Source organism: Chitinophaga sp. SYP-B3965 (genome assembly GCF_009647655.1).
Taxonomy (GTDB): domain Bacteria; phylum Bacteroidota; class Bacteroidia; order Chitinophagales; family Chitinophagaceae; genus Chitinophaga.
Genome location: NZ_WJFD01000003.1, coordinates 754484 through 769919 on the forward strand (window position 1 = coordinate 754484; position 15436 = coordinate 769919).

Annotated in this window: 9 protein-coding genes; 3 read left to right on the plus strand and 6 right to left on the minus strand. The window is 42.5% G+C overall.

Annotated features, from left to right (window positions below):
* Positions 1 to 4: 4 nt before the first annotated feature.
* The 3 genes from GFS24_RS20735 to GFS24_RS20745 form a co-directional block, all read right to left on the minus strand.
* Positions 5 to 3535, minus strand: a complete 3531-nt coding sequence (locus GFS24_RS20735) for a TonB-dependent receptor (protein WP_153662757.1) — start codon at positions 3533 to 3535, stop codon at positions 5 to 7.
* Between the two features lie 103 nt (positions 3536 to 3638).
* Complete coding sequence (locus GFS24_RS20740) at positions 3639 to 4811, minus strand: FecR family protein (protein ID WP_153662759.1); 1173 nt, start codon at positions 4809 to 4811, stop codon at positions 3639 to 3641.
* A gap of 75 nt (positions 4812 to 4886) precedes the next feature.
* The gene (locus GFS24_RS20745; RefSeq protein WP_153662761.1) at positions 4887 to 5480 is read right to left on the minus strand and encodes an RNA polymerase sigma factor; all 594 of its coding nucleotides are present in this window, start codon (positions 5478 to 5480) and stop codon (positions 4887 to 4889) included.
* Between the two features lie 237 nt (positions 5481 to 5717).
* Between GFS24_RS20745 and GFS24_RS20750 the strand changes: the two genes are divergently transcribed.
* From GFS24_RS20750 to GFS24_RS20760, 3 genes are all read left to right on the plus strand, one after another.
* A complete protein-coding gene (locus GFS24_RS20750; RefSeq protein WP_153662763.1) occupies positions 5718 to 6905 on the plus strand; it encodes a metallophosphoesterase in 1188 nt (395 codons plus the stop codon).
* Between the two features lie 236 nt (positions 6906 to 7141).
* Positions 7142 to 7429, plus strand: a complete 288-nt coding sequence (locus GFS24_RS20755; protein ID WP_153662765.1) for a hypothetical protein — start codon at positions 7142 to 7144, stop codon at positions 7427 to 7429.
* 708 nt (positions 7430 to 8137) lie between these two features.
* Positions 8138 to 8620 (plus strand): toll/interleukin-1 receptor domain-containing protein, encoded by a 483-nt coding sequence (locus tag GFS24_RS20760; protein ID WP_371731291.1) that lies wholly within the window; start codon positions 8138 to 8140, stop codon positions 8618 to 8620.
* A 255-nt stretch (positions 8621 to 8875) separates the two neighbouring features.
* On the opposite strand, the gene GFS24_RS20765 is transcribed toward GFS24_RS20760, so the two are convergent.
* From GFS24_RS20765 to GFS24_RS20775, 3 genes are all read right to left on the minus strand, one after another.
* Complete coding sequence (locus tag GFS24_RS20765; protein ID WP_153662769.1) at positions 8876 to 9706, minus strand: abortive infection system antitoxin AbiGi family protein; 831 nt, start codon at positions 9704 to 9706, stop codon at positions 8876 to 8878.
* Positions 9707 to 9876: 170 nt separating this feature from the next.
* Positions 9877 to 11967, minus strand: coding sequence for a hypothetical protein (locus GFS24_RS20770; RefSeq protein WP_153662771.1), 2091 nt, complete (start codon positions 11965 to 11967; stop codon positions 9877 to 9879).
* 162 nt (positions 11968 to 12129) lie between these two features.
* Complete coding sequence (locus tag GFS24_RS20775) at positions 12130 to 15393, minus strand: dsDNA nuclease domain-containing protein (RefSeq protein ID WP_153662774.1); 3264 nt, start codon at positions 15391 to 15393, stop codon at positions 12130 to 12132.
* Positions 15394 to 15436: the final 43 nt, after the last annotated feature.

Consider the following 15436-nt stretch of genomic DNA (forward strand, 5'->3'; position numbering starts at 1 on the left):
TGCTTTAGAAGGTTACGTAAACACCCAGATTAAATACTTTCTGAATAGGGTACCAGTCTCCCCCGGTATTAGTTTCAGGATCTACATCGAAAGTGGACAATTTATCCCAGGTCGCCAGGTTCAGGCCTTGGGCATAGAACCTTGTTTTCGTAAGGCCTAACCTCTTCAGGAACTTAGGAGAGAGGGTATAACCAATTTCCAGACTTTTCAAACGCATATAGGAAGCGTCTGCGAGGAACAATGAACTATTCGGGTTTTTGTTATTCAGATGTGTACCGTAGTGCAATGCAGGATAAGTAGCGGTAGTTGCTGTTGCTGGTGTCCAGCGTCCCAGGTGGAAATTCTTCACACGGCCGATGATGTCCTGCCCGTAAGTCGGGAAATCCCAAACTGCAGCATCGATCAGCTGAACGCTGGTATTGGTGGCTCCCTGGAACAAAATGCTCACATCAAAATTTTTGTAAGACACACCGAGGGGAATACCAAACTGGATCTCGGGATTCCGGGGGTTGCCCATCGCAATGCGATCTTCCTGATTAGTGATCTGCCCGTCACCGTTCTGGTCTTTATACACCACGTCACCCGGTATCAATGTACCCCATTTCTGATAGCTGGATGTATTCAACTGGTCCGCTTCGGCCTGGTCCTTTACAAAATGACTGAACTCAAATACAAACTGCTCACCAATACGCTTTCCGGTACGGCGGGCATAGTCTACATTCTTGCCATTGGGAGCAATACGTTCTATTTCGTTGATGTAGATGATCTTGTTCCTGGCAAAAGATACATTCGGACGAATGTAATAGCTGAAGCTTTTGCCAATATTATCTGACCAGCCAACTTCCAGATCAAAACCTTTATTGTCTACTATACCCAGGTTCAGCTGCGGCGCGTTCTGGCCAACAATGGCAGATACGTTCCTGGTTCCGTAGTCATTAGGGATCGCGGTGAGGATGTCGTAACGATGCTCCTTGAAGACATCTATTGTAAAGCTCAGGCGATTGCTCAATGTTCTTGCTTCAATACCAATATTGGACTTCTTAGCTGTCTCCCAGGTCAGTGAGAGGTTGGCCAATGGGGATTCGTACACGTTGGCCGGTACGCCGTTGCTCTGACTGACACCAAAATTGTAGGTATCACCATTTACCTCAAAGAATTGCAGGTAACCGAAACGGATGCCTGCCAACTGATCACTACCTACCAATCCGTAAGAACCTCTCACCTTCAGATAATTGATGACGGAATTTTCCATGAAACGCTCATTGCTGATCACCCATCCTGCGGCAACGGCAGGAAAGAAACCATAACGGGCACCTTTGGGAAAGCTCTCCGATCCGTTATAACCAGCATTGAACTCAAACATGTAGCGGTCATTGTAATTATAAGTAGCTCTGAAAGCCAGGCCCTGGTTACCGAAAGGAACCTCAGTCATAAAGGTCCGGCGTTGTTGGAGCCCCAGTAACATCCCCGTCACGCTATGTTTGCCGAAAGACCGGGCATAGTTCAATGTCACCTGCAAATGGGTCTTGCGTTGTGCACCCGGAGTGTTACCATCGTAACCATTGTTCATAGTGGCATTGTCCGAACGTTTCGGTGTAACATATACACCATCGTAATGGCTGCCGTTGGGATTCATGAATATATCTACGCCGGCCTGCGGATAGAAAGTAGCGTACCCGCCATACTCGCGATAACCTTCAGCTTCGTGCGGGATTGTTCTGTTCACCGTATTACCACTCTGTACATCATAAGAATATTGTACTTCGGCGGTCAAACCTTTTGTAATGAAATCCAGTTTATGCCCCAGCGCAAAGCTTCCGTCCATGAACGTTTTGTATTCATTGATAAAGCCGGAGTAGGCAATCTCACCAAGGATATTATAACGATACAATTGTGAACCGAACAACAAGCCTTCCGGATGTTTGTAGATGATGGACTTGTTAGCAGGATTTTCGTTATTCTCCAATATGATCGGGTAGATAGAAGGTTGCGTATTGGCAATATTCACCACGCGGGCTGCGGTAGTACCCGGCGCGATCCTGTTCTGGATACGCCCGCCGAGGTTCAAACGCGCATAAAAATTCTCCGTGATATTGATATCGATATTGGAACGAAAGTTATAACGTTTAAAAACCGCGTTAGTATTATTAGGGCTCAGTTTGGTATGCTTGTAGTTACCATTCTGGTTCATATAACCTGCCATTACAAAGTACTTCACGTTCTTGTTACCACCCTGGATGTTCAAGCTGTAATCCTGCTGCATACTGGGTTTGAAGGCGTAATCGAACAGATCGATATCATAACCCAGCCCGTCCGAGTTATCGCCTTTTGCCTTCCTGTAATTGTCGATGGCGGCTGGCGTAAACCGGGTGCGGGTACTTTTATCATTGTCCTGCGCCTCGTTATACAACATGGCATAATCTGCAGAGCCCAGGTACTCCGGGAATTTGATAGGTGCGGAAACACCAGTGGCAGCTTTAAAAGTAACACTGGGTTTGTCCATCAGCTTACCTCTGCGAGTGGTAACCAGGATAACCCCATTGGCGCCTCTTACACCAAAAACCGCGGTGGCAGATGCGTCCTTTAATAAAGAAAAAGTTTCTACTTCCTCCGGGTTCAGATACTGGAAGTCGCGCTCAACACCATCTACGATCACAATCGGTCTTTGAGAGTTGTTCCCTGTATTGTAAGTGGCCATCCCGCGAATATATACATCACTCTGATCTACGCCGGGCTCACCACCCACGAACTGGTTCACCAGCAAACCCGGAAGTCTTCCTGCAAGTGCGTTGGAGAGGTTGGTAGTAGGGCTTTGCCTTAGTTCGTTAGTACCAATGGAGGTAACGGCGCCTACCACAGATATTTTCTTCTGTGATCCGTAGCCCACCACCACTACATCGTTCAATGAAGATACTTGTTGGGTGAGCAACACAGTCAGCGTGGTATTTTCTTTACCTACGCGAATGTTCTCCGTTTTAAACCCGATAAATGTGAAGCTCAATACACTGTTATCGGGAACAGTGATGGTAAAATTTCCCTCTACATCGGTAAACACGCCAGCGGTTGCACCGATCACGGAAACGGATACGCCCGCAAGCCCGGCCCCGTTAAAGTCGGTCACCTTTCCTTTGATCACGATAGGCGGTGATGGATGGCCAGTCACCACTTTCGCAGCATTCTTCTTCACAACAGTGATGGTCTTCTGCGTGATGGTGAAGCCGAAAGGCTGATCCTTGAAACAGATGTCCAGCACTTCTTCAATGCTGGCATCCTTCACATTAATATCCACCTTCTTCGCCTCTTTCATCAGCTCATCCTTGTAAAAGAACTGATAGCCTGTTTTCCGGTGGATCTCTTTAAATACTTTTTCCAACGATACATTTCGTTGGGACATGGTGATCTGGGCAAACGTCTTGGCATTTGCACAAAAGTTTGCTACAACAAGTAAAAATGCGGTCAGTTTAACAACCCGCATTAACCTGGTTACAACCAACCAGTCTGACTTACACGCCGATAAGAATAGTCTCTTGTTCATAAAGTGGTAATTAGAATAATGGGAAATCCGTTACGTCTGTTTTGGGACAGCGTTCATATTATTATAGGGGAATCGTCACCCCTGAAATTAACGTTAGCTTTAACTAATGGCCTTCGGACACTATAATCTTGCGGTCTTCTATTTTAAATTCTACACCACCTGCCTTCATGATCTGCAATACCTGAGAGATATTGTTTTCACGACTTACAATTCCTGAATAATGGCCTGTTGGCATCTTCCCTTCATATACTACGTCTATATCGTACCATCTGGATATCTGCCGCATAATGCGCTGAATATCCCACGAATTGAAGTTAAACCAGCCGTTCTTCCAGGCCATTTCCTCATCTACATCAACAGCTTCGGTTTTCATTGTTGCGCCATCATCAGGGATTAGTGCCTGTATCCCAGGCTTCAATATTTTAAATTTGTCTCCTTTAGATACCTTTACTGCTCCCTCGAGCAAAGTTGTGGTCATCACGTTTTCGTCTTCATAGGCCATGATATTGAAATGGGTACCCAACACCGTGATCGTTGCTTCTTTTGCTGTTACGAGAAATGGTTTTGCTTTATTCTTTGCTACTTCAAAATAAACTTCCCCTTTAATGCTTACGCTTCTTGTATCGCCATTAAAAGTGGCCGGGAAACGGATGCTGGAATTGGCATTGAGCCATACTTTAGTGCCATCCGACAGCACCAGGCAATATTGTCCGCCTCTTGGTGTAGACAATGTATTATATATCAGCTCACCTGTGCTGCTTTTATTGGCGCCATAGGCTAGTATGGATGAACTGTTGTTGACAACCACCGCACTCCCCTGTGTTGTCAGAACGCCCTCTCGTGAGGAATCCAGTTCGATATGAGAACCATCCGCCAATGTCAACACTGCTTTATTCCCACCGGGTTTGATCACATGGGGGGTAGGCTGTTCTGCAATATTCTCATTTGTGGACATCCGATTGCTCGTCCAATAATAACTTCCGATGAATAACACAATGGCAGCAGCAGCGGCAGCGGGCCACCAATGCTTCTTTCCGGTGACAGGCTTCAACACTTTCCCCTGTTGCAGGATAGCTCTTAACGTCTCGTTCCCCTTTTCTTTACTGATCGGCTGATGATGACTCTGGTGCTGCTCCCATAATTCGGTGAGCAAACTTTTGAGCTCCTCATCGTGCTGGCTGTCTGCAACCGCCTCCATCAACTCATCCACCTCTGCGGTTGTAGCAGTTTTATTAAAATAAATACTCAACAGATAAGCCAGTCTAGCTTTATGCATATATATTATTATTCTCCTGTTACCGGTAAGACAACGTGATTGTGTAAAAGAGGTAATGAAATTCGAAAAAAATTTCTAGCTGCGGAATAAAAAAGAAATAATAATGATTAAAGAGCGGAGATTTGTACGGAGATGATGTCTTAAGAATCTAAGCGCCAATACCATATGCTTTTTTACGGTTTCGTGGGAGATATTGAGCTTTCTGGCAATGAGCTCATGGGATATACCTTCTTGCCGGCTTAACAGGAAAACGCTTCTTTGCCTGGGCGGAAGCAGTTCCACCGCCTTTTCAACAAGCTGCATAACATCGGTATGAGCAGCCTCTTCATGTTGGGTTTCAGCAGCCTGCAATTCATAATATTCATATGCTTTCTGGCGGTTTCTTAGCCGGGCTGTTTGTTTGAGGCAGTTAAATGCATGGTTCCTGGCCACTGTGAAGAGATAGGCTTTGAAATTATCTACCTGGCCCAATGCCTGGCGGTTGGTCCATATTTTCAGGAATACATCCTGAACGACCTCCTGGGTAACTTCTTCGGATTCTGTTATACGGATAATGAAATCGCCGAGCTGGTTGTAGTAGTTATTAAACAATTCTGCAAAGGCATTTTCATTGCCCTCTGCAACACGCAATAGTAGCGCCTTTTCATTGGTAAAGAAATTTCCCGGCAAGGAATTTTGGTTGTAATGGTTAAATGGTATGATACAAGATAAAGAAATTTAATTATAATTATCAAGTTAAGTTTATATGAAGGGGTATTGCGTGCGGTGTCTTTTAATAAAAACATTGCAAATAATACTTATAAGATGCGTAATCAATAAATTTCGCCCCAGGGTTATATCCCAAAATCATGCGATCATAAAATATTTTCGCCTGCTGTTCGTCATCTATATAAACGTATTCGTTATATGGCAAGACGGCTTTTACTAATGTTATTGATCTTTGTGGTGAGCGATATTTATTTCTATCAGGCGATCGCTACCCTCACAGGGAACCCGCTGATCCACTTAGCTTATTGGTTGATTGACATTACATTGATGGCAGGTATCCTGTTCATTATATTTGTTCGCAGAACGGGCAGTAATGCACAACGCTTTATTGCCATGTTGATGTCTGCCATGTTGCTGATGTTCATCCCCAAAGTATTTTCTTCACTGGTTCTGCTGGCGGAAGATATCGTGCGCGTGTTTGAAGGGTTCCCACCAAGAAGTGTTTATGTAAGTGAAGCTGCGGTTGTACTCGCCGGAATATTTTTCCTGATCATCCTGTTTGGTTTAACACGCGGCAGACACTTTTATAAATTAAAAAGGGAAACACTGTACTTCCCGGACCTGCCCGAAACATTTGACGGCTTCACGATCACACAGATCTCCGATGTGCATTCCGGTAGTCTCAGTGATGTAAAAGGTGTACAAAAAGGCCTTGACATGGCAGATGCACAAAACAGCGACCTGCTGTTATTCACAGGTGACCTTGTGAACAACATGGCCTCGGAAATGACGCCCTGGATACCTTTGTTTGCAAAGCTCAAAGCACCTTATGGTAAATATTCGGTTTTAGGGAATCATGATTATGGCGATTATACCAGATGGGAAAATGAAACAGCCAAGGGTGCCAATCTCAATCATCTGAAAGAGATCCATGCAGAGATCGGCTTCAGACTATTACTGAACGAGTCGGTGACGATCTGTAAACACGGGCAGAGCATTGCGCTTATTGGCGTGGAGAACTGGGGGAAAGGTGGCTTTCAAAAATACGGTGATCTGAAAAGAGCAACCTCTGATGTACCGGATAACGCTTTCAAAATACTGATGTCGCATGATCCTTCACATTGGGATGAGGTGACATTAGACCATGATCAGCATGTTCATCTTACACTGGCCGGGCATACACATGGGATGCAGTTTGGTATTGAACTTTTCGGGTTTAAATGGAGCCCTGTAAAGTACGTCTACAAACAGTGGGCAGGATTATATCAACAGGAAGGGAAGTACCTGTATGTGAACAGAGGTTTCGGTTATCACGGGTTAAAGGGAAGAGTGGGTATATGGCCTGAGATCACTGTGCTTACACTAAAGCGGGGGGATGCTGCATAGTTATTTTTTCTTTACCTTCATGAGAACCGGACACAAGCGAAAACCCTCATGAAGGAAACCATAACTATATACAGAAAAGACCATGACTACGGCAATGCGTCCTGCCTTGTCTCGCTATTCATACTCACATGTATCGTAATGATGATCGTGGCTTATCTTTTACCTGAACCGCCGGTGCTGAAGATCTTCTTATATCTTACGCATCTCCATCTATTGTGGTGGATAAGGTGTGGCACATGCATCTGTTGTATACGGTGGAATACTGGAAAGAATTTTGCCCTGATGTATTAGGCCGTGAGTTGCATCATTATCCTAATGTTGGAGGTATTGCTGAATATACTAAACATCAGGACTGGTATCTTGAAACAATTAAACTTTATCTGTTGGTCTTTGAAGAAAATCCTCCTTCAGATTTCTGGAGAATACCTGCAGACATTTTGCCGTTTCTTTTACCGGATAGTGCGGTTAAGAAAAAACTTATGACCAAACTTTCCCGTATATGGAATTTATTCCGCAGAAATTAAAGCAAATAAAACAAGCCTCTACTTACCAATACAGAATTTACTACCCATAAAATGTGATTTGAAATTCAAATACTTATGCCGTCACGTGCCTAGGTAAGGGACAAATCGGGGACAAAAATAAACTAAGCATTACAAACTAACGATAAAGATCCTCAATTTATATACCCGCTGATATTGCCAGCATTCTTACATTAAGTTTACAATTCAAACTACACCAATAGGCAAAAAATGGGGCACCTGGTAGGCAACGTCAATTTTGGCAGTAGGAAAACATCAGATTGCCATATAATAAAAATCATAAATAAGCCAATGTATAAAATTGTGCCAATATGGCGTGAATTAAATTTGGAATACGGTTTGATCTGATTGCCTAATCAAAAGAGTGTAAAATTCAACTACCCCGAATGACCTTCTTCGTCGATCATAAAATCAGCCAATTGCGGTTCATGTAAAATTTATTACCTATAAAACACAAATTCTTAAGATATGGCAAGATGTACAGCACCAACATATGGACATCGCACAGCAAGCGGGGCAGCGGCCTGTCCCGCATGTGGTAGTAGTAGTCGTTACAGTCGCAACACTTCGTATCCAACTTACCCAACTTACACACCAGCACCCTACTCCTCGTCAGGCAACACTACAGGAACCAGAAGCAGTGGAAACAGCAGAAGCGTCAAGCCGCGCTGGTCACGAGCAGGTTCTTCTGTGTATTATACCCCCGCCGAAGTCCAGGCGCTCACACCAATACGCCGCACAGTCGAGAATTTAGCGGCACTACCTGACCTTCGCGATGTTTTTCTTTGCCACGCGTGGGACGATCGGCAGGGCGTCGCCAAAGAGCTGCACGATTTGCTGGTGGCGGCTGGCGTCAAAGTTTGGTTCAGCGAAAAGGATCTGGGACTCGGCGTACCGATGATGCGCGCAATCGACAAGGGCTTGGCAAATTCGCGGGTCGGGCTCGTGCTTGTGACCCCAGCGCTGTTACGCCGTCTCCCGCAAGAGGGCATCGCCGACAAAGAGCTTTCTGCACTCTTGGCGCGCGACAAACTCATTCCAATTGTGCACAACACGACATATGAAGAACTCCGCAATATTAGCCCGTTGCTCGGCTCACGAAGCGGCCTCAGTACTGCAGAAGAGCCAATGGCAGACATCGCGGCTAAGTTAGCAGAAGTAGTCGTGATATAGCCGTGTTTAATTTGACTGGTGCCAATCAAAACTATCAAATATCGTATAGTGTTTGTTAGAATATTAATGATCAATAATGCATTTTAAATAGGTATAAGCTTAATTGAATATTTGAACAAATCTAGAAGGAGTTATTATTGCCTACTATTCAATGTATATATAGTATAACTAATTGTAATTTACAAACTCGGCATACTATATATAATTAGAACAATTTTACCGGGCAATTAAGGCCAATATATGCTGGAATATTGTTTAAAAGTCGTTACGAACGTGCTCACCCGTGAAGATCAATAGCTTCCCAGATAAGATTGCATCAATTACCGCTTCTTCTGAAAATTTTGCTTTCAGAATATCTAAGACAACAGATCGTTGGCTATCATCCTTAATCATAATATAACGAAGGTCGTCCAAATTGGCGATCTCCAATTTATTGTCGGGGAAATGAGGTTTTTCGAGTGTAGGAATGCAATCAAACTTTTCCCTTGTAGCTTCATGCTGCGAAATTAACCGCTCATCTGCCTGAACTTCAGGAACAAATCGCCACTCACGCTCAAGATAAGTTGTTATTTCCTTACCATCATATTCCGTCTTCCAATTTTTGAAAAACTGCAAAGCGGGAACCGTAATCTGGTTAATCTCCACAAGAAAAGCAATTTCCTTGTCAAAATGCGCCGGTTTGCCATTGGGGTTTTCAACTTTTGCAAATACGTCCTTCATAACCGCTTCGACAATTCGGGGTGTGTGGGTTGTATTAATTTTTCTGTGCAAGTCAGCAAACGGAGTATTTTCGTGAACATATACCACAGGGGAAATGCCGTTTTTCACCGCCCATTCGAGGCTAAGCCCAATTCCGTACTCACCATAACGTATATAGTCGTCTACATCCATTAAAGGAATATTACAAAAGCTGACCATAGGGATGTAATACTCCACATCATTGATACTCTCTTTGCAATAAGAAGGTTTAAATCCACTGGCCAAAATATCCAAGAGGAAGTCAATTTTTTTAGTGTAATGAAACACATGATTAACCTTCTTCTGTTTGAACTCATTCTTTATCTCTTTTGAAATTTCGTCTGCCATCGAATCTATTTTAAACTAGGTAGTTTGTGTTTTACAATTCTGTGTTCAGAATTGGTGGAATCGTTTCGATTAAATAAATTATGGTTTAATCCAAGGAACCATCTCTTCTTGTGCATTTCGGTAAATGAGGGGGCCACATTCCTAAATTCACAACTTGCCAATGTCTATAATTAACGACGCTGAGCAATATATCCATGGTAAAATTCCACATAAAAGTTCAGCGTTTGTAAACTAACGTGCCTAGTAGCGGCCAATGCCTTTTCAAACTCCTGATTTCCATCTGAATATCTAATAATCGTAAGTAATTGCGAGATACTCAAGAACCAGCAATTAAAAAAGGGAAAATGGCTGAACGAGGGATCAATTCGGTCTAACTCCTCATATTGGTCTGTGAGTACCATCAACTTACCCGATAGCTTCTCAAAATCTTTGTTCAATCCTTCATCAGATTTATCTAAAAGGCCAATTTCGGCCATCGACATATTTGAAAGTAAATTCGTGGTAAAGGTACGATCCTGAAAACAGCCGTAATCCCATTGTGTCAATGCTATCCGGTCCACATTTCTGTTATTCAGCGAAACTGTTATTGTACTTCCGTCCGATGCTCCAACTAACGATATTTCGTTTTTGGCACGCAAAATAATTTCTGTCCGCCCTGCCTGAATTTGGGCATCAAGCAAACTAGAGGCAAGATCTTTTATCAGCTGTATATCTGAACCTCCTTTAGCTTTCTTTGTTAAAATCTTCTTTTTTATTTCGATGATCGCGATGTTGTTTTCGCTCTCTATTATAAGGTCTGCCTCGCCAGGAGGTGCAATACTTGGATGATATTGGCCATGTACATGTTTAATTCCCTTTTGGTTCAGCTTCTTGTAGATAAACAATTCCAAAGCAACTCCAACATTTCCATCGCATTTGTTGTCAAAGGCCCTTACTTGCGATATCAACACTTCATAGAAGCCAGATGCACACCATGATTTGTCACATAGAAGAAACTTCGTTGGAGTCAACGCAACTAAGGGCTTCAAATCAAAATTTAACTGCTTGAAATCATTTAACTGTCTATAGTTTGGGTTGATTTCGCCTGCCGAGTGCGAAAGGCAACCCAATATTTTTCCTAATGTTTCGGGATTTATAGTAGGTAAAACCCTCTTCAATTTGCTCAAATAGATGGCGGTAGGTCCATTTGTCAACGCAATTTGCTCTATTATCGTTGCTACCTTTATAAGATCACAGATTGTAAAACCTGCGTTTGACTCAAAGTCTAATGGGTCAACCCAGGTAAACAGATTTTCCATCATTTCGATGATTTCGACAAAATCTGTGTTGGGAAAGCCAATTGCGGCGTCAAATAGTGCGAGCCGCGTAAGAAATTTTGGCAATGTTTCTACACTCTGAAAAGGCACTTCCCATACGCTATACCTCCTAATATCCCAGACTGCGGCTAATGAAATTGCCAAATTACATGCACTGTCCATCCGCACATCGATATCTTTAACCTTTAACTGTTTTCCAGGCTTGCCTAGATGCTTTACGCAGAGGTTCAATAGGTATCCATAAGGAATAATTTTATGAGGTGTCGCTCCATAGGTTGTAATCTGATTAAAAATAACGTATCGAGAATACGTGGGCATATATGAGCCTTCAGCGACAAGTCTTCCAAAAATCCTTGACAGAAACAGTTCAGCACCAATTGACACAATCTCTTCCTCAATTTTATCAACAATTTCAGGTATTCCCTCGGCGATTTCAATGTGGTTTTCTTGAAGTTTAACAACACAACCCAATGACGACAAATGCTTTGCTGCGTGCGCAATATCATAGGCCTTAGTAAACGAGCTTCGAAGCTTGTTAGTTTTAAAACTAGTCCCAGTAGGAGAAAAGGAGGACATGTTTCTTGCATACGTTAGGGCCTGTTCCCATTTTGCGTGGTCAGAGAACGAATTAATTTTGTTTTCCTTGCCAATAAGCAGCGCCGAAAGCATAAGATACTCAGAATTGTCGACTTCATTTAGAATTGCCTCATAAACCAATGCTTCTTGAATGTCCTTAAACTCTTGCCGTGAAATATAAGCTTCGCCATCAACTACTGAGATAAGGCCTGCTATAAGCTGATTCAACTTGTCAATTACCCATTGCCTGGCATAATCACCAGAAAGATCAATACCCAGAAAGTCGCACAATTCCCTGTATTCACCTGGACCGTGAACTCTTACACCACTAGACTTATTTACGAGTTGTTTAAATTGATTTACCAACATTTTCTAATAATTGGGTTCGAAGATCTCAGCCTTTACAGACCACCGCAAATAGCAACGTTTTATTTGCAATGGTAATTGAAGTAGATTATATAATGCATTTTGGCGAACTCTACTCAACGTCCAATTCCCAGAAACTACCGGCATCTTTTTCAAATCTTTTAATCAGTCATCTTTCAGTGGACTTGCCTGCGGCAGATCATTCCTATCAAAGAAAAAACGTTGAGAGAGCAACCTACGTATGGCCTTGAAGTTCGGATAATGCATTCCATTTTCAAGTCCAAATGACTCCAATGTATCCACCGGCATTTTTGTTAGCCAAAAATCAAGATCAGGAGATTCAATGACGTCAACAGGAATATCAATATAAGAATCTGCTTCGTCTAAATCATTAAGCCGAAAAAACTCCTTTTCGAATTTCTCCCTTGCCTTTTCGTCATCAGCGCCCCGCGTCCCTGAGATTATCCGTGCTTTATTATTTAGAATATAATTTGAAAGGGCCATTAATATCTGCCAATCCAGCCAGCCGGCCTGACGCCAACCTTGTATTTTCTTGTGAAAGCGTTCGTCTCCTCTCCATTTAGCTAAAGTGAGATGCAGATGCTTTGTTAAGTTTTCATAACGCTCACCGATCTTCTTTAAACAGTCAGCAGCGTCATATTTGCTACTTGGCCCATCAGACGAAGGGAGTACATTGGGTATCTGATTAGAGAAATCATTCGCACTGAAAGCTGGAAAGGCGTTTCTTCTACCGTCCGCGAAATCAGCTTCACTTTGGAGATTAAAATACACTTTTTGATAGGTATTTATCACTAATCCCTTCTCGCCAAGTTTTTGTTTGGTGTAAATTTCAGAAAACATAACTTTAAATTCACTAGACTTTAGCAAACTTAAGTTCTCCAAAAGTTGTTTAACATTCACCGCCAGAAATCCATAATGATATTGAATATCGGATTGTTCTGTTCCATTGAACACAGGGATATTGAGCCTAAAAGCGGTCTGTTCATGATCTGCTTCCTGTTCAATAAACTTAGAGTAGTCCTCACCAACGACAATATCGACACGGACACTAAGTTTCAGAAAATGAAAGTCCGCATTAATTAAGCCCATTTCAGTAAGTGTAATCTGCAACAATGCCCCAAACTCTTCAGCTATAGCATTTGCAGCTGCAGTGTTCTCAAAATGAAAAGCAAATTCAACTCCGGAAGCTTTAAAGCACAACCTTCTAGAAGCGCCAACATCGTTTAAAAGTGAACCACTGACATTTGTTTTAACGAATTGATCAACGACATCTGATTTCATAAAATGACCTTCAAACCCCTCAACCAGTTCCTTTAGTCGTTCCTCATAAACCCAACCGAGACGTTGCTTGTATATTTCAATATACACAGCCAAATCGGGATGGATGATCGGAATTAACGCCAGAACACCGGCAATTTCAATCGACGTCACCTTAAACTGCTTGTCCTTTTCAAAATCAAGCGTTTCTGGTCGAACCGCAATGCGAAAAGTGATATAACGAAGATAGTCATCTAGAGCACTAAACCATGAACCTTGACGAAAATCGGCATTGAAAACCATCGTGAAACCGTCACTGATCCGTTTGAATATTGAAGCATCACCATAATGTGTAGATGCCCATACTGCACAGAGTCCATAATACTTCGCTGCCAGATTCATTCCCAAGCCTGCGTAAATCTGAGAAATATTGAGTAATGCCAACACAAAACCTTCCCTGGTTTCATCAAGATTCCATAAACCTTTGGCCTGATGAAACAACTCAAGTGCTTTGAGGAAGCTCTTGCCGTTCTTTTTACCAAGATAAATGGTTCCACGAACAATGAGTGCATGGGCTGCATCATGCTGTCTGCCAGTTTTACTCGCGGCCTCCTCTATTTCGCCTAAGAAGCTTTCAAGCGTATCAATAGCTTCATCATCGGCATCGTGATGTATAAATAGCGACAGAATTTGGCTTAGTTGATCAAATAGTCTGGAGATACTGAAAGTCTGGGCATTTTCCAAAAGTGGAATAATCCTGCGGTAGACAGCAATTGAGCGATCAATTTTTTCACTTGGTTTTATCTCCGGATCTAGTGAACTTAACATGTGTCCTTTCAATTCTAATGCCAGGCACTCATCATCTGCATTCCGAGCTTTTTCGGATAGCTCTTCAATCATCCCAGTAATCGCAACTCTCCAAAGGTCAAGCTCCTCCAGATTCAAAAAAGCAGGGTCATACAAACGATGTGCTTGAACTAGTTGAAGGAGTGTAATATCTTCTTCAATATCCCGAGGATGGTTATGATGATTAATTTCACCAAAATAGTACCTTATCAGATCCTCCTGTCCCAGCATCGTCCCACCCGGTTTCCCTGTGTTGGGGTCTGGAGACAACAATAAAAATATATATTCATAAATAGCCTTTCTCTTACTAACCGTTAAAGTATCGTCTTTTTCGATGTACAGCTTCAATAATTGGCACCACAAGTCCGCATGGCCACTCTCGTACATTTCCCAACGGCAGAATCTTGCCGCATTAACCAATTCATAAAAGGCCCCAATATTAAAATCAGGCAATTCCACAATCGCGGACCATTTCGCTAGTACTTCTGCATACCATTGCTCCTTCTCATTGCCATCATTTAGCAATAAGATATCCAGCGATGCATTGGTGACATACTTTCGCTCTGGATCCTTTTCGGCAGTCTTCTTCGTTATATCAAATAACAAAAGTGCCACCGAAGTCGCAGGCGCACTGACTAAGACTGGTAATTGAGTCACTAGGTTTTCCACCTCGTCATATAATTGTGGTATGGCCACCGCCTGTTTTACTCCATCAAACTTCCATGTTATAGCCCGCACGAACTTCCGCCATATATCATCTGACAAATTAGTATATATAATTTTGGCTTCCTGAAGTGCAGCTTTACTATCGACATCCATAAACAATTCATATGCGGAGCTAATATAATCGTCAATAATCGGTTTCACCCTGGCGAGCACTCGTTCCATGAGCACATCATCAACACTACCCTGTTTAGCAGCCCATTCATTCAATAAATCCCCATCGTTCCCACGTGTTTCATTAGCAATTCCAGAATTAGTTTCGAAAGAGAAAGACACTTCATCAAGCATATAGTCACCCTTGCAGAACAACATAAAAAAATGAGCCAACGTTTTCTGTATTTCTTCCCTTGTAAACGAAAAATTCGTTGAATACAGTTTAATTTGTCGAAACTTAACATGATGATTGATCAGATCCCGTTGAAAGATGTCGTCTTCAAGATCGCAGTAGATGCGTTCATCGATTTTATTAATTCTATTTTCCAACCAGGTTCGAAGCGTCACCAATTTCTGATACAAAAAGCCCTGCTCAGTTGCCGTTGCACCTGTATCTTTAGAAAACAGAAAAAGTTTATAAATACTCATAACACGGGAAGATTATAGCAAATTAAGGGGAAACAAAACTAAC

Coding starts and splice junctions, on each gene's coding strand:
- GFS24_RS20750 (WP_153662763.1), top strand. CDS start 5,718: ATGGCAAGACGGCTTTTACTAATGTTATTGATCTTTGTGGTGAGCGAT.
- GFS24_RS20770 (WP_153662771.1), bottom strand. CDS start 11,967: ATGTTGGTAAATCAATTTAAACAACTCGTAAATAAGTCTAGTGGTGTA.
- GFS24_RS20765 (WP_153662769.1), bottom strand. CDS start 9,706: ATGGCAGACGAAATTTCAAAAGAGATAAAGAATGAGTTCAAACAGAAG.
- GFS24_RS20740 (WP_153662759.1), bottom strand. CDS start 4,811: ATGCATAAAGCTAGACTGGCTTATCTGTTGAGTATTTATTTTAATAAA.
- GFS24_RS20775 (WP_153662774.1), bottom strand. CDS start 15,393: ATGAGTATTTATAAACTTTTTCTGTTTTCTAAAGATACAGGTGCAACG.
- GFS24_RS20735 (WP_153662757.1), bottom strand. CDS start 3,535: ATGAACAAGAGACTATTCTTATCGGCGTGTAAGTCAGACTGGTTGGTT.
- GFS24_RS20755 (WP_153662765.1), top strand. CDS start 7,142: ATGCATCTGTTGTATACGGTGGAATACTGGAAAGAATTTTGCCCTGAT.